This window comes from Ruegeria sp. THAF57 (assembly GCF_903914075.1).
Classification (GTDB): Bacteria; Pseudomonadota; Alphaproteobacteria; order Rhodobacterales; family Rhodobacteraceae; genus Ruegeria.
This window is the reverse complement of sequence record NZ_CAIWNQ010000013.1, coordinates 47,786-67,245: the sequence shown is the minus strand read 5'-3', so window position 1 is coordinate 67,245 and position 19,460 is coordinate 47,786. Positions and strand designations below refer to the sequence as shown.

The following is a 19,460-nucleotide window of genomic DNA, read 5'->3' as shown; positions in this document are numbered from 1 at the left end:
AGTCTATTGGGTGCTTTATCCGGCTTGGCCATGGGCGTCGGGATATACGCGGGGGGTGTTGAACTATTCGTCCCGAACCGATCTGCGCGCGCAGGTCGAGGCTGGTGCGGATCACCGCGCCGTCAGTTTTGCGCCGTTCCAGAACACGGATGTTGCAACGCTGGCGCTGGACCCGACCTTGCGCGACCGCTTCGAACCCCTGATCGCCCCGCTTTACCGTGACAATTGTGCGGCCTGCCACGGGCGCAGCGCCGAGGGTCGCGATGGGTTCCCCAGCCTGACAGATGATCACTGGCTTTGGTCCGGCGCGCCGGAAGAAATTGAGACAACGATCCGCTATGGCATCAATGCCCGGCACGATGAAACGCGTTTTGCGCAAATGCCCGCCTTCGGACGTGACGACTTGCTTGAGGGCACCCACCTGACGGATGTTGCAGAATTCGTTCTGAAAATCTCGGGCCAGGATCACGATCTGCCCTCAGCCGAACGCGGCGCGCAGGTGTTTTTGGAAAACTGTGCGGGCTGTCATGCAGAGGACGGCGCAGGCGGATACGAAAACGGCGCGCCCAGCTTGACGGATCGCAACTGGATCTATGGCGGGGATCGCGCGGCTTTGCTTGGTACGCTTGAAAGCGGTCGCGCGGGAGTGATGCCGGCGTGGTCGGGGCGGCTCAGCCCAGCGGAAATCCGGCAACTCACACTTTATCTGATATGGGCGGGGCAGACCGGTGACCACGATTGAACGCGAACGCAACAGTCAACGCAAACTGGTCTTGTTGGTTGTTCTTCTCATAGTTGCTTATGGCACCGCAAAATATCAGCACGTCACGACGGCGCTGCAGGCTTATGAGGGGCAGGCGTTGCTGCAAGACACGACGGGGGCCGCGAAATAAATCCGTCCACTATTGGTTCGTTGGCGCTGAGACCATACGCCTTTGCAGCGGGTTTTGTTACGCAGAGTTGCCTGCAACACCCACTGGCTGCTGGTCGATGTGTTTAGAGTTTTGGTTTTCAGAGCCTGAGGCGGGCAGAGTGGCAGCAAGTACGAAATCCTGAACGGTCTGAACGTAGGTTTTGACCGAGATGCCGCGCTTGCGGTACTTGGAGCGCTTCACATACCAGTCCTGCAACAGCGGTTTGATAAGTGACGGCAACAGCGGCGATACGTCAGGACGCAGTAAATTCTGGGCAACCGCACGGTTGATGACGTCCGCAAACACTTGTTCCGTAAAAATAGAACTCTCAATGGCCATCTGACGTTCTGTTTCTGGGAAACTCTTGGCTTCCATGAAGCAAAAGGCAAACCAAGAGACCATATCCTCGGTCAGATGGATATGTGCCGAAATCAACCAGCGCAGGTGGGTGATCGGGTCTTTGGTGACATCCTCGGGTGCGTTTTTCAGGACATCATGTACCGAGGTCGCGACCTGTGACAGGATCATGTTCAGCAACGTGGTTTTGCTGTCGAAATAGGCGTAAAGACCACCCATCGAAATGCCAGCCTCTTTGGAAAGTTCGCGCAGGGACATGGCGTGAAACCCTTTGCGGTTCGAAATTTCCAGCGCGGTCTCGATGATCACAACAAGCTTTTTGATCGCAACTTCGGGATTGCGAATGGAAATCGTGTCGCTGTTGCGTTCCAACATGGAGCGGCAAAGCGCTTCGGGAGAGTGATCTGACGCGACAAGCACGGTGGCCTCCTTGGTATTGCGGGCAAAGCCCTAACTTTGCGGCAAGTTTTACACCGATCAGGTTTCTGGTCTACACATCGTTGTTTCGAGCGTTCGTTCCAATTGAGTGACCCAAGTTTAGGTAACCTGACCCTGACGTCAACTCCTGTTACTTCTTCGCATTCGATGAATCAATAAAATAGATCGAACGCTCGATTGACATGTGGTGATCAATGATTCTACAAAACGAGCGAGCGTTCGATTTAAGAGGAGATTCGACGTGACTGCACCTGAAACCAAGATTCCGGATTTTCCGGGCATTGCCGGCAAACGCGTTCTGGTAACGGGTGCCTCCTCGGGGTTGGGTGTACATTTTGCACAGCTTTTCGCAACTCAGGGTGCACAGGTTACTGCCGCTGCACGGCGTTTGGACAGGGTTGAGGCTTTGTGTGACCGGCTTGTGTCCGAAGGGCACAGTGCAGTTGGCCTGCAGATGGATGTCTCGGATGCGGGATCAGTGACGGCGGCGATGCAGGATTGCGCGTTCGATATCGTCATCAACAATGCGGGCACGACTGCGTCGACCTCGGCGTTGGATCACACTGTGGATGACATTGATGCGGTGATCGACACCAATCTCAAGGGTGTTTTCCATGTCGCCCGGGCGGCAGCGGACGGCATGATCCGGAAAGGGACGGGGGGCAGCATAGTGAATGTTGCTTCAATTCTGGGCAAGCGTGTCGCCGGTCAAGTGTCAGCCTATGCCGCGTCCAAAGGCGGGGTCATGCAATTGACGCGGTCGCTGGCGCTGGAATGGGCGCGCTATGAGATTCGGGTGAACGCACTTTGCCCCGGCTATATCGAAACCGAACTGAACAGCGACTTTTTCGCATCCGAACCGGGGCAGGCCCTTATCCGGCGGGTTCCGCAACGACGGTTGGGGCAGGCGTCTGATCTGGATGGCGCGGTGCTTCTTCTGGCCTCGGATCTGGGTGGTTTCATGACCGGTGCCGACATCGCCGTCGACGGCGGCCATCTGGTTTCATCTCTTTAAAGGCAAAGAAAATGGATTTTACGATTTCCCCAAAAGTTGAAGACTTCCGCGCCCGTATCGCGCGCTTTGTGGAAGATGAAATTTTGCCGGTTGAAGCAAATCGCGACAGTTGGGACGCGCATGACAACATAGCCAAGGATTGGCTGCAGCCGCTGCGCGAAAAGGCAAAATCCGAAGGGCTTTGGTGCCTGCAACTGCAACCCGAAACCGGTGGGCAAGGGTTGGGCAAGGTTGGAATGGCTGTTTGCTACGAAGAGATGAACCGTTCGATTTTCGGGCCAGTTGTGTTCAACTCTGCCGCGCCGGACGATGGCAACATGATGGTTCTGGAAAAGGCCGCGACCGACGCCCAGAAAGAGCGTTGGCTGGCCCCGATCGTATCGGGCGAGGTCAGTTCGTCCTTTGCCATGACCGAACCGCATCCCGGGGGCGGCTCTGACCCGGGCATGATGCTGACGACGGCTACCCGGAAGGGCGATACTTATGTGCTGCGCGGGCGAAAGTGGTTCATTACCGGCGCCGCCGACGCGGGCCATTTTATCACCTTGGCGCGCACGTCGGATGATCCGCGCCGGGGTTTGACGGCCTTTCTGCATCACAGGGATGAACCGGGTTGGCGCATAGATCGCCGTATTCCGATTATGGGCCCGGAAGAACATGGCGGCCATTGCGAGATTGTCTATGAAGACATGGAACTGCCGGCAGACCGTGTGCTGCTGGGCGAGGGTTTGGGCCTGAAAGTGACCCAGATGCGGCTTGGCCCTGCGCGTCTGACCCATTGCATGCGCTGGCTGGGTCTGGCCAAGCGCTGCACTGAGATCGCGACGGAATACGCCCAAAACCGCCACGGGTTCGGAGTGCGTTTGTCAGATCGCGAGAGCATTCAGATCAAGCTGGGCGATCTGGCCATGGGCATAGAAATGGGTCGCCTTCTGGTCATGAAGGCCGCTTGGGCCATTGATCAGGGCAGCTTTGCCCGCAAGGAAGTGTCGATGGCAAAAATTCACGTCGCCAATTTGGTACACAAAGCGGCTGATGTGGCCATTCAGGTGAATGGTGCGCGTGGATACAGTCGCGACACGGTGCTGGAATGGATCTATCGCTATGCGCGGCAGGCGCGCCTTGTGGATGGCGCGGACGAAGTTCACCAGATGGTTCTCAATCGTCATCTGACGGAACAACGGCGCGGTTTCTGGACTTGGGAAACACAGGCGGGCTGACAGCCTGCCAAGGAAGGATCTGAAATGTTTCATGAGCCTCATCTGGCACCGCGTGCGGTGACCTGCCAGCCGTTGACTCCGCTTAGTTTTCTGGCGCGTGCGGTGGACGTATATGCGGAACGACCTGCTGTCGCGTGGCGCACCGACATCTGGACCTATGCCGAATTCAACGACCTTGTCGCGCGTATGGCGCATTGGCTGCGCGATCAGGGGGTCGGCCCGGGCGATGTTGTGTCTGTCATGGCGACGAACCGTCCGGAATTGCTTGCTGCGCATTACGCCGTTCCGGCGCTTGGCGCGGTGCTGAACACGGTCAACACACGGCTGGATACTGAGGAAGTGCGCTATATCCTAGAGCACGGAGGCTCAAGCCTGTTGCTTGTCGATCCAACTGTTGCCGTCGATCCGAGCGGCATCCAGATACCGGTTCATGTCCTGTGCAGCGGCGCTGATCAGAGTGATGGCGTCAATTTCTTCAGCGGCGATGCGCCCGCGCTGGACCTTCTGGCCGCTGTACATGACGAGAACCAGCCGATTGCTCTGAACTATACTTCGGGGACGACAGGCCGTCCCAAGGGGGTTGTGTACACGCATCGCGGCGCGCAGCTGAACGCGACCAGCAATCTGGCGATGATGCATTTCACACCCGAGACCCGCTATCTTTGGACTTTGCCGATGTTCCATTGCAACGGCTGGACCCATACCTGGGCCTTGACGGCTGCGGGCGGGCTGCATGTGTGTCTCGACAAGGTTGATCCGGCGCTGATCGTGCAGACCATCGCAGAGAGGGCTGTCACCCACATGTGCTGTGCGCCCGTGGTTCTGTATATGCTGCTGGATCATATGAAGGCTTCGGCATTGTCGCGTGTGCGGGTTGGAACCGGCGGCGCGACGCCCACTCCCGCACTTCTGGCGGGGCTGGACGAGCTGGGTTTTGACCTCACGCATCTTTACGGCCTGACCGAAAGCTATGGCCCGGCCACGATCAACGACCCCGGCCCCCATGGCCCCCCGGATGTGGCGCAGCGCGCGCGCCTGCTGGCCCGGCAAGGGCGACGGCACTGCAACACGGGCAAAGTGGCCGTGGTGGGTGTGGATGGGGCCGTTGTTCCGGATGATGGTGAAACCGTGGGCGAGATCGTGCTGCGCGGCAATACCTTGATGGCGGGATATTACCGCGACCCAGAGGCCACCGAAAAAGCATTTGCCGGGGGGGTCTTTCATACGGGCGATCTGGCGGTGATGCACCCCGACGGGCAGATCGAGATCAGGGACCGGGCCAAGGACATCATCATTTCAGGCGGCGAGAATTTCTCGAGCCTCGAGGTTGAATCGGTGCTGCATCACCACCCTGACATCCTGCTGGCCGCGGTGGTAGCTGCGCCCCACGAAAAATGGGGCGAGACCGGCTGGGCCTTTGTTGAAACGCGCGGGGGAAAGCCGATTGATACCGAAGCGCTGGATGCGTTTTGCCGGGCCCGTCTGGCCGGGTTCAAACGCCCGCGCCGCTTTATCGTTGGGCCTTTGCCCAAGACCGCCACCGGAAAAATCCAGAAATTCCAATTGCGTGAACAAGCCAAGGAGATGGCAACTCATGAGCAACCTTGACCTCACGGCGCTGGAAGGCTGGCTTGCAGAAAAACTGCCGGATCAGAGCGGCCTGACTGCCGAGCCGATTACGGGCGGGCAGTCAAACCCGACCTGGTTCGTGACCTGGGGCGATCGTCGGCTTGTGCTGCGTAAAAAACCCGATGGCCCGATTCTGCCCGGGGCGCACGCGGTCGAACGCGAATTTCGTGTGCTGACAGCCCTTGAACATTCAAATGTTCCGGTACCCAAGGCGCTGTGGCTGGAAGAAGACGACAGCATCATCGGGACGCCTTTTTACGTGATGGATCGGTTGGATGGCCGGGTGATCTCGGATTGTACGCTGCCGGATATTTCACCTCAGGACCGCCACGAGATGTATCTGGACATGGCGCGCACCATGGCCCGGATGCATGCGGTGCGCCCGGATGAGGTCGGGATCGGCGATTACGGTCGCCCCGGCAACTATTTCGAACGCCAGATCGGGCGCTGGTCCAAGCAATATGCACAATCTACCGGTCCGCGCATCCCGGCACTGGACATGCTGGTCGAGTGGCTGCCGGACAACCTGCCCGAAGACGACGGTGGCGTGTCTATCGCGCACGGGGATTTTCGTCTTGGCAACATGATGTTCCACCCGACCGAACCGCGTATCATTGCCGTGCTGGATTGGGAGCTTTCCACCCTCGGTCATCCTCTGGCTGATCTGGGGTTTTGCGTCATGCCCTGGCACACCGAACCCGACGAATACGGAGGGATCAAAGGGACCCCGTGGGAAAACAGCGGCATTCCGACGCTCGAGGCGTTCGTGGCCGAATATTTCGCCCATGCCGTTCCTACCAGCGCCCTGCGCAGCTTTCATCTGGCTTTTGCCCTGTTTCGCTTTGCGGTCATCTTTGTGGGTATCGCAGATCGCGTCCGCGCCGGTAATGCGGCGTCGGATGAGGCTGCAAACCTGGCGCCTCTGGCCGCGCGGTTCGCATTGCGCGCACAAGAGATTGCTGAACAGGGCGATCGCACCTGGGGGGGAACGCTGTGAGAATCCTCAGGGTGATTACCAATCTGAACGTGATGATCGGTCAACTAGTCAGCTTGCTGATCTGGGCTGGTATTGTCGTGCTGTGTTTTGAAGTGGTCGCCCGCTATGGCTTTGGCCAGCCGACCCTTTGGGCGCATGGCTACACCCAGCGCATTTTCGGGTCCTATTTTGTGCTGATCGGGGCCTATACCCTGATCCGCAAGGATCATGTCCGCGTCGATATTGTGCTGAACGCCGCTGGGCCGCGTGGCCGGGCCCTGCTGGATCTAATGAACTATCTGTTTCTGATCCTGTGGGGTGTCGTTCTGACCCGCGAAGGGTGGTTGTTCGTTCTGGACGCCTGGCAATTTAACGAAATGGACGACAGTGCGCTGGGGCACCCGATGTGGCCTCCGAAACTTGCGCTGTTTCTTGGCAGCCTGCTGATCACCCTGCAGGGCATTGTCTACGCAATCGAGGCGATTGTGACGTTCTTCAACCCGGCTGCAACTGTGGAAGGTCCTGTACAATGACACCTGAATTGCTGACGCTTGGTATGTTCGGCATGGTGCTGGTTGCCATCATCTGCGGCGTATCGCTGGCTTTCGCCATGGGCGGAACGGCTGTGGTCTTCGGCTATATCATGTTCGGTCCGAACGGCATGTATTCCATCGTTTCGACAATGTTCGGCGGGATGTGGTCGATCCTTCTGTCGTCCATCCCTTTTTTCGTGTTCATCGGGGTGGCCCTTGCAAGATCGCGCATCGCCGAGGATCTGTACCACGCCTTCCATCTATGGTCGGGACGGATGCCCGGTGGGTTGCTTGTTGGCACGTCGGGCTTTGCCGCAACTTTGTCCGCGATGACCGGCAGTTGCGCCGCCTCGACGATTACCACGGGAATGGTTGGGATCCCGGCCATGGACCAACGCGGCTATGACCGCAACTTCGTGCTGGGGACAATTGGGGCCTCGGGTACGTTAGGCATCATCATCCCGCCATCCATCACGCTTATTCTGATCGGCATGCAAACCGGTCAATCGGTCGGCAAGCTGTTTCTGGGCGGTATGGTTGCGGGTTTAATCTTGCTTGGCGTGTTCCTGATCTATGTCCTGTTCAAGGCGACGACCAATACCAGTCTTGCCCCTCCGGCTGCGGAGCGCGCGCCTTGGTCGGAGCGCCTTGCGTCCTTGCAATCGGTAATCCTGCCGCTTTTGGTCATTCTGTCGGTACTGGTGTCGATCTTTGCCGGCATCGCCACCCCGACCGAGGCCGCCGCCGTTGGGGCCGCCGCCGTGACCCTTTCGGTCGCCATTCGCGGTGAGCTGACCTGGACTTATATCAAAGAGGTCAGCCATTCCTCGGCCACTGTCACCGGGATGGTGCTGTGGATCGTGTTCGGGGCTTCGGCCTTTACCGCAATCTACGGCAGCGGGGGCGGCACCGCTTTTTTGCAGAGCGCCCTGCGTGGCATGGACATTGAGCCATGGGTGATGATCTTGCTGATGCAGGCGGTGACGCTGATCCTTGGGATGTTTCTGGATCCGATTGGCATCATTTTGCTGGTGTTGCCGATTTTCTATCCCATCGTTGCCGGTCTGGGTGTGGACCCGATCTGGTTCTGTGTGCTGTTCCAACTAAACCTGTGCATCGGCTATATCTCGCCGCCTTTCGGCTACAACCTGTTCTACCTGAAAACGCTCAGTCCCAGAACGCCTATCACCCAGATTTACAGCGCAGTTCTGCCCTATCTGGTGCTTATGCTGTCGACTGGCACGCTGATCTTCGTGTTCCCCGAAATCATCACACATTTCACAAACGGTTAATAATTTCTGTCACCCAGGAGGAGATAACATGACGGACAACACCAAAACTTCCCGCCGCGGTTTCCTGACCGCCACCGCATCCACGGCGGCAGCCGCAGCGACCGGTTCAGTGCTGGCTGCGCCAGCCGCCATCGCGGCCGGAAACCTGACCTGGCGTATGCAAACCCACTGGCCGACGGGCAACTGGTATTACGAAGAGGTGTTCGTCAAGTTCTGCGAACGCATTACGCAAGCAACCAACGGCGAGCTGACGATCACCCCTGTACAAAGTAACGGGATCGTTCCGACGGGTGAGGTTCTGAATGCCGTGCGCCGAGGTCTTTTGGAAAGCGCATTCATCTATCCGGCCTATTGGATCGGTCGTATCCCGGTGGCAGGCCATCTGAACGGGCATATCGGGGCTTGGTCCAAACACGAGGAGATGGCCGCATTCATGTATGAAATGGGTGCGCTGGACGTCATCCGCGAGGCCTATGCCGAACAGGGCGTTTTCCAGATCGGCCCGGTGTCCTATTCCGGTCTGACTCTGTATTCCAATCGCCCGCTACGAACCACGGAAGACTTTGCAGGATGGCGCGTTCGTTCAACAGGACCGGCGGCCCTTGTATTCACCAAAATGGGTGCGTCCCCTGTGTCCATCCCCGGAGGCGAGCTGTATCAGGCGTTGCAAACGGGTGTTGCCGAGGGCGCGCATTGGGGCTCAACCGCAACAGGCTGGGGCATGAACCTGCAGGAAGTGAACAAATATATCGCGGAACCGGACCTGCTGGGCCACATGAATGGCGAAGTCTTTGCGGGCCTCAAGGCGTGGGACAGTTTGGGGGATGACCTCAAGGCAACAGTCAACGAAGTCGTGCGTGCCACGTCCGCTGATGCAAGTGCACATTTCGTGTACCGGGACATGTTGTTCAAGAAGAAATTCGTCGAGGAAATGGGTGGTGAACTGACCAGCCTTGACGATCAGACTCAAGAGGATCTGCGCCGCTATTCGCTGGAGGTCGTGGATGAATTCTCGGCCAAGGATCCAGAGTACTGCGGTCGTGTCGGCGAGATGCTGCACGAATTCCAAAGACTGCGTGGTTTGTCATAAGACAATAACAGGCAGAGCACGGCCTATATTCGCCGTGCTCTGCATCGGCCGCCCGTGACGGCAGGGCTAAGTTTGAACTGCAGGGCTTGGCCGCGCCCGGCTAATCCCGGGCAATCACACGTCAATATTCATCTGGGTGGACAAGAGCAAATTCGTCTCACTATCACGAACACCCTGAATACGACGAATTTTACCAAGCACAACATCCAGATCTTCGACCGTTTGTGTCCCGGTCTCGACAATCAAGTCCCATTTCCCGTTTGTCGCGTGGATGGCGATCACCTCGGGAAACCCGCGCAGTGTTCGCTTGATCCTTTCGGTTCCAACGCCTTCGATCCCCAACATTGTCATGCCTCGGATCGGGATTTTTCTCAGATCGTCCTTCAGGTTGATCGTGAAACCCAGGATCACACCGGATTCGACCAACCGGTCCATGCGGGATCGGACGGTCACTCGAGACAATCCGGTGACTGATGCCAAAGCCGACAGCGAAACGCGCGCATTCCGTCGCAGCTCGGAAATAATTTGATGATCCTTTTCGTCCAAACGAAGAATTCCTCCTTCAGTATGTAAGTAAGATCGACATATTGCACAAAAAGCGCCCTCAAAACAGTACGAATTAGAAAGTATAGGAAAGAAGAGCACCCCCCCAACCGCAAGTTTCATTTGGCGAGGAACACCCAGCAGGAGGACAAGGGCTTGAAAACAGACATTCCAGAAGGCGCTCGAATGCCGCATTTTTGGGAGGCGATGATATCGCTTTTCTCACTTGTCGTCGGCATCAGCGTTTCGATCGTATTTTATGGGCTTGATCCGCATATTCCGATGCTACTTGGCGTTTTTGCTGCTTCGCTTGTCGCGCTTCGCTGTGGTTTTAGCTGGCAGAATATTCAGAACGGCATGGTGCGCGGTATTACAAATGCGCTGCCGGCAACGATCATTCTGATCATCGTCGGCATTTTGATCGGGGTCTGGGTCCTAAGCGGTGTTGTTCCAACGCTGATCTATTATGGGCTGACCATCCTGTCTCCGTCCATATTTCTGCCTGCAACGGTACTTATTTGCGCAGTGACCTCTCTGGCGACAGGCACAAGCTGGGGTACGACCGGGACAATCGGTGTTGCTCTCATGGGGGTTGGGGCCGGTCTAGGTTTTCCCCTGCCTTTGGTTGCAGGTGCTGTGCTGTCCGGTGCCTATTTTGGTGACAAGATGTCCCCGCTGTCCGACACCACCAACATGGCGCCGGCATTGGCGGGAACCGATCTGTTCACGCATATCAAGCACATGTCATACACCACTGGTGTTTCGATCACGCTGACCTTGATTATCGAAACGATCCTGGGTCTGTCCTATTCGGGCGGGGCCGAAAACATCGAGCGGATCTCGACCATTCTGACGGTGCTGGATGAGAACTTTACGATCAATATCGCAATGGTCCTGCCGCCCCTGATTGTGCTGTTCGTGTCGTATCGCAAGATGCCTGCGATTCCCGGGATAACACTGGGTGTCATTGCGGGAGCGATATTGGCCGTTGGGATGCAAGGGGCCGATTACGGCGCGTTGGTGAACGCCGCCTTCGGAGGGTATGAGGCCACGACCGGCAATGAAGATGTCGACAGCCTGCTGTCTCGTGGTGGCATGGATTCGATGATGTACACCATCAGCCTGGTTATTGTTGCGATGATGTTTGGCGGTGTCATGGAGCGGACGAACCAGCTTAAGGCCATTGCCGATAAAATTCTGTCCAAGGTGAAATCAGACGGGGGTTTGATTGCGTCGACCGTATTTACGAGTATCGGTGCAAACATGGTCTTGTGCGATCAATATATGGCCATCGTCATGGGCGCCCGCACCTACGCGCAGGCCTACAGTGATCGCGGTCTGGCCCCGGAAAACCTGTCCCGCGCGGTCGAGGATTCGGCAACTGTGACTGCGAATTTGGTTCCCTGGAACTCCGGCGGAGCATATCAGGCGGCCACTCTTGGTGTTGCGACTCTCGCCTACCTGCCATTCGCGTTCTTTTGCTGGCTTTCGCCGCTGGTGACGCTTGTGTTCGGGTTCATGGGGTGGACAATCTGGAAAATTGAGCCAGAGCAGGGTGAATTAGACGCGAAAAAGCCTGTACCCGCCGAATAGCCCGTATTCTCACAACATAAGTGGCGCGATGTATTGCGCAGAAAGGGGCAGCATCTATTACGGCCCCTTGGTCTGTTCCAAAATCCCGCATTCCACTTTACGGGACGGACTTTCAGTTGATCAGTTCGCTTTATAGGAAGACGACAAAGACGAAAACGCCGCGTGGTATTCCGCCGACAGGCGGGCCACCAGATCCGCAGTGGAAAGCACTTCTTTGACCGCGCCAATCCCCTGACCCGCGCCCCAGATGTCTTTCCAGGCTTTTTTGTCCGAATTCCCGCCGGACCCGAAATCCATCTTGGAAGGGTCGCTTTCGGGCAGGTTGTTGGGATCCATCCCCGCAGCTTCGATCGAAGGTTTGAGGTAGTTGCCGTGAACTCCCGTGAACAGGTTGGAATACACGATATCCTTGGCGCTGGATGCTGCGATGCAGTCCTTGTACCCCTGAACCGCCCGCGCCTCGGTCGTGGCGATGAAAGCCGAACCGATATAGCCCAGATCTGCTCCTGCGGCCTGCGCCGCCAGAATGGACGCACCGGACCCGATGGCCCCCGACAGCAGCAGCGGCCCATCGAACCATTCGCGGATTTCCTGAATCAGGGCCAGCGGCGATTGCGTGCCCGCATGGCCCCCGGCACCGGCGGCGACGGCAATGATCCCGTCGGCCCCTTTGTCGATGGCTTTCCTGGCAAAGCTGTTGTCGATGATATCGTGCAGCACGATGCCGCCATAGGAATGAATCGCCTCGTTGATTTCGGGGCGCGCGCCCAGCGACGTGATGATAAGCGGGACCTTGTATTTCACGCACAGCGCCAGATCTTCCTCAAGCCGGTTGTTCGAGCGGTGCACGATCAGGTTGACGGCAAATGGCGCGGCCGGGCTGTCAGGATTTTCCGCATCATGGGCGGCCAGTGCTTCGGTAATCTGTATCAGCCAGCTTTCAAAGCTTTCCTCTCCGCGCGCATTGAGCGACGGGAAGGATCCCACAATCCCTGCTTTGCATTGTTCGATAACAAGATCCGGGTTCGAAATAATAAAAAGGGGTGCCGCAACAACGGGTAGCCGCAGTTTTTCAGACAAAGTGCTAGGAAGAGACAATTTAAGCTTCTTTCTTCAATTCTGGTGTTTCTTCGGTTTCGTTTTCGGGTCCACGTTGGGACGCTGGCCACGGTCCAACCGTAAGCCGCTTTCTTGTGGCTTCGTTTGCTCCGGGGCCTGCGACCACATCCAAATCCTGTGCCACATGCGGCTGAAGAGAATCGAACTTCATCTCAAAACTGTGCACGACCTCACCGGTTTCGCGGCTCAGAACAAGTGTCGGTTCCTGGCCATCCGGGTAGAGATGCTCATTGCTCCAGACGATGATAGAGGCCAGCAGCGGCTTCAGGCTCTGGCCTTTTGCGGTGAGGTTATAAACATAGTGTGCACCGGTCGCGCCGATATCCACCTTTTCCAGAATTTCATGGTCAACCAGCTTTGACAGCCGGTCCGACAACAGGTTTTTGGCCGCTCCGGTGCGGCGCTGAAAATCCGAAAACCGTGTAGTTCCATAGAATGCTTCGCGCACGATCAGCAGGGTCCAAGCATCTCCAAACAGGTTCAGGAACCCTGCGATGGAACAAGTCTGTTTGTGTTTACCTACCATGTACCCCAACGTCACAATTGCTTTGCTGCATAATTCGGTTGAAAATCTAAACCGAACTGCTCATGGTTTACAAATAGGACCAAAATTGGGAGTTGCCAAGACGTTTGGCTTTGGTCACGGGAGGAAATCAGACATTACGCCGCGTTGCGGTGTCTAAGCGTTCCCCTCTGTGCCCTGTTGATCGTGTGCTCTCACTGAATTGACGGAGAATCCAAATGGGTGAAAAAAAGGGCGTTTGCCTGGTCATTGGTGCTGGTGATGACACCGGTGCGGCCATCGCGCGGGCATTTGCACGCGACGGACTTACGACGTGTCTTGTGCGCCGAGACCGTCATGCCGATGAGCTGGAGGCGTTGGCGCAATCCATTCGTGACGAAGGGTATGATGCGCGGGCCTTTCCCGCGGATGCGCGCGACGAAGATGTCATGGTCGCACTGTTCGACAAGATCGAAGCCGAGGTTGGCCCGATCGAAGTCGCCGTTTTCAACATCGGCGCGAACGTCATGTTCAAGGCAACCGAAACCACCGCGCGGGTCTATCGCAAGGTCTGGGAGATGGCGTGCTTTGCAGGCTTCCTGATGGGCCGCGAGGCCGCCATACGGATGCAGGAACGCGGTCGCGGCACCATCATCTTTACCGGTGCAACCGCCAGCGTGCGCGGCGGCAAGATGTTCTCGGCCTTCTCCAGCGCCAAACATGCGCTGCGCGCCTTTGCGCAATCTCTGGCACGGGAAATGGGCCCGCAGAACATCCACGTGGCGCATACGATCATCGACGGGGCCATCGATAGCAACTTTATCCGCGACAACGTACCCAATGTGGACGACCTGCGCGAAAAAGACGGCATTCTGAACCCCGATCACATCGCGCAGAATTACGTCATGCTGCACCACCAGCCGCGCACGGCCTGGACGCATGAGCTTGACCTGCGGCCCTGGACGGAAAAGTGGTGAGGATAAACCAATGAGTGTGACCGTAGACTTCATCTATGATTTCGGCAGCCCGAACGCTTATTTCTGCCACAAGGTTGTGCCGCAGATCGAACAGCGCACCGGTGTCAAATTCAACTATATCCCCTGCTTGCTGGGCGGTATTTTCAAGGCCACCAACAACATGGCGCCTGCCTTTGCCTTTTCCAAGATCAAGGGCAAGCTGGATTATGACCGGATCGAGATCAACCGCTTCGTTCAGAAATACGACCTTACGGATTATGTCTTCAACAAGCATTTCCCCGTCAACACGCTGCTGCTGATGCGCGGTGCCGCGGCGGCGGAACTGGATGGCATTCATGACGCTTATATCCAGGCAGGCTTCTCTGCCATGTGGGAAAAAAGCCTCAAGATGGACGACCCGGAGGTGTTCGCCCAGGCGATGACTGATGCGGGGCTGGACGGTCAGCGTCTGCTGGCCCGCACGCAGGATCAGGACGTGAAAGACCGGTTGGTGGCCAATACCAGCGCGGCGGTTGACCGCAAGGTGTTCGGCATTCCGACCGTGTTCGTGGGGTCCGAGATCTTCTTTGGCAAGGAACGTCTGGGCCAGATCGAAGAAGAGATCGTTCGCCAGCAGGCGGGTGCCGCACAATGAACGCGGCAATCCAGAAGGGTCTGAGCGACTGGCACCGTTTCGTCGAGACGGTGGATGTGGATCTTCTCAAGGATCTGGCGCATCCCGATGCGCTGTTGCATTCGCCCTCTGGCCACAACCCCTACACGGGCTATGTCGCGCTTTCGACGGCCCTGCCCATGGTCATGAGCATCTTCGAGAATTTCCGCTATCACCGCGAGTTCATCAACGAAGATGAAATGTCGGTGGTGCTGGAGTTCTCGGCCCAGATCGACGGTCGTGATCTGAAAGGGGTTGACCTGATCCGCTTTGACGAGACCGGCAAGCTGACCGAGCTTGAGGTCGCCATTCGTCCGGTCGCCCTTGCGGCTCGGTTGGCCGAGCTGATGGCCGAAAAGACAGGGCATGTCATGCCTGGCGTCAAGGTCAAGGCGTCCTGACCACTTATTCGGCGGGACCGCCTTGCGCGGCCCCCCCACGCGTGAACACGAAGAACAACCGGCGGGGCTGCGCCCCGATGACAGAGGAACTAAAAATGAAAACTGCAATCACCGAAATGTTCGGCATCCAGCACCCCATCATTCAGGGCGGGATGCACATGGTTGGCTACGCTGAAATGGCTGCAGCCGTTTCCAATGCCGGTGGTCTGGGCACGATCACGGCGCTGTCGCTGGGGTCGCCCAAGGATCTGGCAAATGAAATCGCGCGCTGCCGCGACATGACCGACAAACCCATTGCGGTGAACCTGACCTTCCTGCCGATCGTCAACACGCCGGACTATCCGGGCTACGTCAAGGCGATCATCGAGGGTGGCGTTAAGGCGGTGGAAACCGCAGGCCGCAACCCGTCGCAGGTGATGCTCTATCTGAAAGAGGCGGGCATCAAGGTGATCCACAAATGCACCTCGGTGCGCCACGCTCTCAAGGCGCAAGAGATAGGCTGTGACGCCGTTTCCGTGGACGGTTTCGAATGCGGCGGCCACCCGGGCGAAGACGACATCCCCAACATGATCCTGCTGCCGCGCGCCGCAGATGAGCTTGAAATCCCCTTTGTCGCGTCGGGCGGTCAGGCAGATGGTCGTTCGCTGGTGGCGTCGATGGCGATGGGCGCTGATGGCATGAACATGGGCACGCGTTTTCTGGCCACAAAAGAGGCACCGGTCCACCAGAACGTCAAAGAGGCTGTCGTCGCTGCGTCCGAACTGGACACCCGTCTGGTCATGCGCCCGCTGCGCAACACCGAACGCGTGCTGACCAACCCTGCGGTTGAAGCGCTGATCGAGAAGGAAAAGGAACTTGGCGACAAGATCACCTTCGAAGACATCATGGACAAAGTCGCGGGCGTCTATCCCCGCATCATGAAAGAAGGCGACATGGATGCAGGCGCATGGTCCTGCGGCATGGTTGCGGGCCTGATCAACGATATCCCGACCTGTCAGGAGCTGATCGACCGGATCATGACCGAGGCCGACGACATCATCAACAAACGCCTCGGTGGTTTCCTGAACGCCTAAGCCTTTACGGAATTCGGTACTTCTCCCCGTATTCGAATTCCACTCCCGGCCGCGCCTTGGATGCGGCCGGGCCTTTCCAGACTTAACAGAAGAAAGCGCATCTTATGCCTTCCTATACCGCACCTACCAAAGATTATGCGTATCTGACGCAGGACGTGTTCGATCTGTCGTCGCAGAACATTCCGGGTTACGAAGACCTGGACCGCGATTTTACGACGGCCGTGATCGGAGAGGCAGGCAAGCTGGCGTCCGAGGTGATGTCTCCGGTGAACCAGACCGGCGATCAGGAAGGCTGCACGCTGGAAAACGGTGTCGTGCGGACACCCACCGGCTTTTCCGAAGCGTTTGATGCGCTGCGCGACGGCGGCTGGCCGGGCATCGACATGCCCGAAGAATACGGCGGCCAGAACATGCCGTTTGTCATGCATACGGCCGTGAACCAGATGTTCTCGGCGGCCAACCACGCGCTGATCATGTACCCCGGCCTGACCCATGGGGCGGCCTCGGCCCTGCTGGCTCATGCGTCGGACGAGCAGAAGAACACCTATCTGCCCAACATGGTCAGCTGCAAATGGACCGGCACCATGAACCTGACGGAACCGCATTGCGGCACCGATCTGGGACTGCTTCGCACCAAGGCGGAACCTCAGGAAGATGGCACCTATAAGGTGTCGGGCCAGAAGATCTTCATCTCGTCCGGCGATCACGACATGGCCGAGAACATCATCCATCTGGTGCTGGCGAAAATTCCGGGCGAGCCGAACAACGTCAAGGGTATCTCGCTTTTCATCGTGCCCAAGTTTCTGGTGAACGAGGACGGCTCGCTGGGTGCGCGCAACGGTGTGTCGGTGGGCAATCTGGAAAAGAAGATGGGTATTCACGGCAATGCCACTTGCGTGATGAACTATGACGGCGCGACCGGGTATCTGGTGGGCGAGGTCAACAAGGGTATGCGCGCCATGTTCACCATGATGAACGAGGCCCGCATCGGCGCCGCCCTACAGGGGGTTTCGGCCGCCGAGCTGGGCTATCAAAACGCGCTGGCCTATGCCAAGGACCGCCTTCAGGGCCGTGACGTGACGGGCGTGAAAAACCCCGAAGGTCCCGCCGACCCGCTGATCGTGCATCCCGACATCCGCCGCAACCTGATGGATCAGAAAAGCTTTGTGGAAGCGGGCCGCGCCTTGGGTGTGTGGTCGTCAATGAAGCTGGACCAGGCGCATCGCAACAACGACGCTGATGCGCTGGCGCTGATCAGCCTGCTGACTCCGGTCATGAAAGGGTTCTGCTCGGATAAGGGCTTTGACATGGCGGTGCAGTCCCAGCAGATCTTGGGCGGCCACGGCTATATCGAGGAATGGGGCCTGAGCCAATGTCTGCGCGACGCGCGTATTGCTCAGATCTATGAGGGCGCAAATGGCATTCAGGCCCTGGATCTGGTGGCCCGCAAACTGCCCTCCGACAACGGCAAGGCCTTCCGTGATTTCATCGCTCTTGTCAGCGGTTTCATCGCCGAGCACAAGGATGATGAAACCATCGGCGCCGAGGTGATCGCACCGCTGAAGGCCGCGCTGAACGATCTGCAAACTGCGGCGATGACCTTTGTTCAGAATGGCATGAAAGACATCAACGCGACGCTGTCGGGGTCGTATGACTTCATGCATTTGTTCGGTCATGTGCTGCTGGGTTACATGTGGGGCCTGCAGGCGGTTGCGTCGCAAGCTGCGCTGGCCGCAGGCAGTGAAGACCCTGCATTCCACGACGCCAAGCTGCTAAGTGCGCGTTTCTACAACACCCGCCATCTGCCAATGACCGCCACCCATCTGGCCCGCATCAAGACAACTGCGGCCCCCGTGATGGAGATGGACGTCGAAGCGTTCTGATAAATCCAGAATTTGGGCCAGGCCTAAAAGGAGAAAATAATGACCGAAGCCTACATCTATGATGCCGTTCGCACACCGCGCGGGAAAGGCCGCAAAGACGGAAGCCTTCACGAAGTACCGGCCGTGCGCCTGTCTTCGATTGTGCTTGATGAACTGAAGCAGCGTAACAATTTGGATGCCGAAGGCATCGAGGACGTGATCTGGGGCAATGTCCATCAGGTTGGCGAACAGGGTGCGAATATCGCCCGCTCTGCTGTGCTGGAATCCGATTTTGGTGACGCGCTGCCTGGTGTGACGATCAACCGGTTCTGCGCCTCGGGGCTTGAGGCCGTGAACATGGCGGCCAGTCAGGTCAAAGGCGGCGACGGCGATGGCTATATCGCGGGCGGCGTGGAAAGCATGAGCCGCGTGCCCATGGGGTCGGACGGTGGTGCGCTGGGTGTGGACCCGGCTGTTGCCATCCCGGCCTATATGGTGCCGCAGGGGATTTCCTCGGACATCATCGCGTCGATGTACGGTATCTCCCGCGAGGATGCGGATGCCTACGGTGTCGAAAGCCAGAACCGTGCCGCGGCCGCTTGGCAGGCGCGCCGGTTCGACAAATCCATGGTTGCCGTGCGTGACGTGAACGGCGCGCTGATGCTGGATCATGACGAACATATGCGTCCGGGCACCACGGTGGACAATCTGGCCGGTCTGAAACCCTCGTTCAAGGAACAGGGCGAAGCCATGCCCGGTTTCGACAAGATCGCGCTGATGAAATACCCGCATCTGGAAAAGATCAATCACATCCACCATGCGGGCAACTCGTCTGGTATCGTGGACGGTGCCGCGGGCATCGTGATCGGCAACAAGGAATTCGGCGAGAAATACGGCCTGAAGCCGCGCGCCCGGTTCAAAGCGACGGCCAAGATCGGCTCGGACCCGACCATCATGCTGACCGGCCCGGTGCCCGTGACCGAAAAGATTCTGGCCCGTGCAGGCATGTCCATTGACGATATCGACCTGTTCGAGGTGAACGAAGCCTTTGCCTCGGTTGTGTTGCGCTGGCAGCGGTATTTCGGCGTCGACATAGACAAGCTGAACGTCAACGGCGGCGCGATCGCCATGGGCCACCCCATGGGGGCCACGGGGGCCATCATTCTGGGCACTCTGCTGGACGAGATGGAGCGCACCGACAAGGAAACCGGACTGGCAACATTGTGTATCGGGGCGGGTATGGGCTCGGCCACAATCATCGAACGCGTGTAACG

General features: G+C 57.8%; 20 protein-coding genes. 16 read left to right on the top strand and 4 right to left on the bottom strand.

Features of this window, described 5'->3' with window-relative positions; genetic code table 11:
* Together ccoP and RUESEDTHA_RS20590 are read left to right on the top strand one after the other, a co-directional pair.
* Positions 1 to 742, top strand: a 742-nt coding sequence (gene ccoP, locus RUESEDTHA_RS20595; protein ID WP_180888469.1) for a cytochrome-c oxidase, cbb3-type subunit III, incomplete at its 5' end; no start/stop codon positions are given.
* On the top strand, positions 729 to 893 hold the full coding sequence (locus RUESEDTHA_RS20590) for a hypothetical protein (RefSeq protein ID WP_180888468.1): 165 nt from the start codon (positions 729 to 731) through the stop codon (positions 891 to 893). The genes ccoP and RUESEDTHA_RS20590, both read left to right, overlap by 14 nt.
* A 57-nt stretch (positions 894 to 950) precedes the next feature.
* On the opposite strand, the gene RUESEDTHA_RS20585 is transcribed toward RUESEDTHA_RS20590, so the two are convergent.
* On the bottom strand, positions 951 to 1,691 hold the full coding sequence (locus RUESEDTHA_RS20585) for a TetR/AcrR family transcriptional regulator (protein ID WP_255431849.1): 741 nt from the start codon (positions 1,689 to 1,691) through the stop codon (positions 951 to 953).
* Between the two features lie 259 nt (positions 1,692 to 1,950).
* On the opposite strand from RUESEDTHA_RS20585, the gene RUESEDTHA_RS20580 reads away from it, so the two are divergent.
* Genes RUESEDTHA_RS20580 through RUESEDTHA_RS20550 form a run of 7 tightly spaced genes read left to right on the top strand, consistent with a single transcriptional unit; the run spans position 1,951 to position 9,464 of the window.
* Positions 1,951 to 2,724: an SDR family NAD(P)-dependent oxidoreductase gene (locus tag RUESEDTHA_RS20580; protein WP_255431848.1), complete on the top strand. Its 774-nt coding sequence runs from the start codon at positions 1,951 to 1,953 to the stop codon at positions 2,722 to 2,724.
* Between the two features lie 11 nt (positions 2,725 to 2,735).
* Positions 2,736 to 3,944, top strand: a complete 1,209-nt coding sequence (locus RUESEDTHA_RS20575) for an acyl-CoA dehydrogenase family protein (protein WP_180888467.1) — start codon at positions 2,736 to 2,738, stop codon at positions 3,942 to 3,944.
* A 24-nt stretch (positions 3,945 to 3,968) separates the two neighbouring features.
* Positions 3,969 to 5,552: an AMP-binding protein gene (locus tag RUESEDTHA_RS20570; protein ID WP_180888466.1), complete on the top strand. Its 1,584-nt coding sequence runs from the start codon at positions 3,969 to 3,971 to the stop codon at positions 5,550 to 5,552.
* On the top strand, positions 5,539 to 6,570 hold the full coding sequence (locus tag RUESEDTHA_RS20565) for a phosphotransferase family protein (RefSeq protein WP_180888465.1): 1,032 nt from the start codon (positions 5,539 to 5,541) through the stop codon (positions 6,568 to 6,570). Before RUESEDTHA_RS20570 ends, RUESEDTHA_RS20565 begins: the two co-directional genes overlap by 14 nt.
* Positions 6,567 to 7,082 carry a TRAP transporter small permease subunit gene (locus RUESEDTHA_RS20560; RefSeq protein WP_255431847.1) on the top strand — a complete coding sequence of 172 codons (516 nt, stop codon included), beginning with the start codon at positions 6,567 to 6,569 and terminating at the stop codon, positions 7,080 to 7,082. Before RUESEDTHA_RS20565 ends, RUESEDTHA_RS20560 begins: the two co-directional genes overlap by 4 nt.
* Positions 7,079 to 8,374, top strand: a complete 1,296-nt coding sequence (locus RUESEDTHA_RS20555) for a TRAP transporter large permease subunit (RefSeq protein ID WP_180888464.1) — start codon at positions 7,079 to 7,081, stop codon at positions 8,372 to 8,374. The genes RUESEDTHA_RS20560 and RUESEDTHA_RS20555 overlap by 4 nt, the downstream gene beginning before the upstream one ends.
* A 28-nt stretch (positions 8,375 to 8,402) precedes the next feature.
* Positions 8,403 to 9,464, top strand: a complete 1,062-nt coding sequence (locus tag RUESEDTHA_RS20550; protein ID WP_180888463.1) for a TRAP transporter substrate-binding protein — start codon at positions 8,403 to 8,405, stop codon at positions 9,462 to 9,464.
* A gap of 114 nt (positions 9,465 to 9,578) precedes the next feature.
* Here the strand turns inward: RUESEDTHA_RS20550 and RUESEDTHA_RS20545 are convergent, their stop codons facing one another.
* Positions 9,579 to 10,130 carry an Lrp/AsnC family transcriptional regulator gene (locus tag RUESEDTHA_RS20545; RefSeq protein WP_370456821.1) on the bottom strand — a complete coding sequence of 184 codons (552 nt, stop codon included), beginning with the start codon at positions 10,128 to 10,130 and terminating at the stop codon, positions 9,579 to 9,581.
* Between the two features lie 63 nt (positions 10,131 to 10,193).
* Between RUESEDTHA_RS20545 and nhaC the strand changes: the two genes are divergently transcribed.
* Positions 10,194 to 11,600, top strand: coding sequence for a Na+/H+ antiporter NhaC (nhaC, locus tag RUESEDTHA_RS20540; RefSeq protein ID WP_219635922.1), 1,407 nt, complete (start codon positions 10,194 to 10,196; stop codon positions 11,598 to 11,600).
* 120 nt (positions 11,601 to 11,720) lie between these two features.
* On the opposite strand, the gene RUESEDTHA_RS20535 is transcribed toward nhaC, so the two are convergent.
* Together RUESEDTHA_RS20535 and RUESEDTHA_RS20530 are read right to left on the bottom strand one after the other, a co-directional pair.
* The gene (locus RUESEDTHA_RS20535) at positions 11,721 to 12,698 is read right to left on the bottom strand and encodes a nitronate monooxygenase family protein (RefSeq protein WP_180888460.1); all 978 of its coding nucleotides are present in this window, start codon (positions 12,696 to 12,698) and stop codon (positions 11,721 to 11,723) included.
* Position 12,699: 1 nt separating this feature from the next.
* Positions 12,700 to 13,245, bottom strand: a complete 546-nt coding sequence (locus tag RUESEDTHA_RS20530; RefSeq protein WP_180888459.1) for a helix-turn-helix domain-containing protein — start codon at positions 13,243 to 13,245, stop codon at positions 12,700 to 12,702.
* A 215-nt stretch (positions 13,246 to 13,460) separates the two neighbouring features.
* On the opposite strand from RUESEDTHA_RS20530, the gene RUESEDTHA_RS20525 reads away from it, so the two are divergent.
* The 6 genes from RUESEDTHA_RS20525 to RUESEDTHA_RS20500 all read left to right on the top strand — a co-directional run bounded on the left by RUESEDTHA_RS20525 (position 13,461) and on the right by RUESEDTHA_RS20500 (position 19,458).
* Complete coding sequence (locus RUESEDTHA_RS20525; protein WP_180888458.1) at positions 13,461 to 14,198, top strand: SDR family oxidoreductase; 738 nt, start codon at positions 13,461 to 13,463, stop codon at positions 14,196 to 14,198.
* Positions 14,199 to 14,208: 10 nt separating this feature from the next.
* Complete coding sequence (locus tag RUESEDTHA_RS20520) at positions 14,209 to 14,832, top strand: 2-hydroxychromene-2-carboxylate isomerase (RefSeq protein ID WP_180888457.1); 624 nt, start codon at positions 14,209 to 14,211, stop codon at positions 14,830 to 14,832.
* Positions 14,829 to 15,251: a nuclear transport factor 2 family protein gene (locus RUESEDTHA_RS20515; protein ID WP_180888456.1), complete on the top strand. Its 423-nt coding sequence runs from the start codon at positions 14,829 to 14,831 to the stop codon at positions 15,249 to 15,251. The genes RUESEDTHA_RS20520 and RUESEDTHA_RS20515 overlap by 4 nt, the downstream gene beginning before the upstream one ends.
* A gap of 95 nt (positions 15,252 to 15,346) precedes the next feature.
* Complete coding sequence (locus RUESEDTHA_RS20510) at positions 15,347 to 16,324, top strand: nitronate monooxygenase family protein (protein ID WP_180888455.1); 978 nt, start codon at positions 15,347 to 15,349, stop codon at positions 16,322 to 16,324.
* A 104-nt stretch (positions 16,325 to 16,428) separates the two neighbouring features.
* Entirely contained in the window at positions 16,429 to 18,207 is a 1,779-nt protein-coding gene (locus tag RUESEDTHA_RS20505; protein WP_180888454.1) for an acyl-CoA dehydrogenase C-terminal domain-containing protein, read from the top strand.
* Positions 18,208 to 18,246: 39 nt separating this feature from the next.
* Positions 18,247 to 19,458 (top strand): acetyl-CoA C-acetyltransferase, encoded by a 1,212-nt coding sequence (locus RUESEDTHA_RS20500; RefSeq protein WP_180888453.1) that lies wholly within the window; start codon positions 18,247 to 18,249, stop codon positions 19,456 to 19,458.
* Positions 19,459 to 19,460 lie beyond the last annotated feature (2 nt).

Excerpts from the sequence above, each read along its gene's own strand:
- RUESEDTHA_RS20510 (WP_180888455.1), top strand. The coding sequence starts at position 15,347 with ATGAAAACTGCAATCACCGAAATGTTCGGCATCCAGCACCCCATCATT.
- RUESEDTHA_RS20500 (WP_180888453.1), top strand. The coding sequence starts at position 18,247 with ATGACCGAAGCCTACATCTATGATGCCGTTCGCACACCGCGCGGGAAA.
- RUESEDTHA_RS20520 (WP_180888457.1), top strand. The coding sequence starts at position 14,209 with ATGAGTGTGACCGTAGACTTCATCTATGATTTCGGCAGCCCGAACGCT.
- RUESEDTHA_RS20570 (WP_180888466.1), top strand. The coding sequence starts at position 3,969 with ATGTTTCATGAGCCTCATCTGGCACCGCGTGCGGTGACCTGCCAGCCG.
- RUESEDTHA_RS20550 (WP_180888463.1), top strand. The coding sequence starts at position 8,403 with ATGACGGACAACACCAAAACTTCCCGCCGCGGTTTCCTGACCGCCACC.
- RUESEDTHA_RS20530 (WP_180888459.1), bottom strand. The coding sequence starts at position 13,245 with ATGGTAGGTAAACACAAACAGACTTGTTCCATCGCAGGGTTCCTGAAC.
- nhaC (WP_219635922.1), top strand. The coding sequence starts at position 10,194 with ATGCCGCATTTTTGGGAGGCGATGATATCGCTTTTCTCACTTGTCGTC.
- RUESEDTHA_RS20575 (WP_180888467.1), top strand. The coding sequence starts at position 2,736 with ATGGATTTTACGATTTCCCCAAAAGTTGAAGACTTCCGCGCCCGTATC.
- RUESEDTHA_RS20515 (WP_180888456.1), top strand. The coding sequence starts at position 14,829 with ATGAACGCGGCAATCCAGAAGGGTCTGAGCGACTGGCACCGTTTCGTC.
- RUESEDTHA_RS20565 (WP_180888465.1), top strand. The coding sequence starts at position 5,539 with ATGAGCAACCTTGACCTCACGGCGCTGGAAGGCTGGCTTGCAGAAAAA.
- RUESEDTHA_RS20555 (WP_180888464.1), top strand. The coding sequence starts at position 7,079 with ATGACACCTGAATTGCTGACGCTTGGTATGTTCGGCATGGTGCTGGTT.
- RUESEDTHA_RS20525 (WP_180888458.1), top strand. The coding sequence starts at position 13,461 with ATGGGTGAAAAAAAGGGCGTTTGCCTGGTCATTGGTGCTGGTGATGAC.
- RUESEDTHA_RS20505 (WP_180888454.1), top strand. The coding sequence starts at position 16,429 with ATGCCTTCCTATACCGCACCTACCAAAGATTATGCGTATCTGACGCAG.
- RUESEDTHA_RS20545 (WP_370456821.1), bottom strand. The coding sequence starts at position 10,130 with ATGAAACTTGCGGTTGGGGGGGTGCTCTTCTTTCCTATACTTTCTAAT.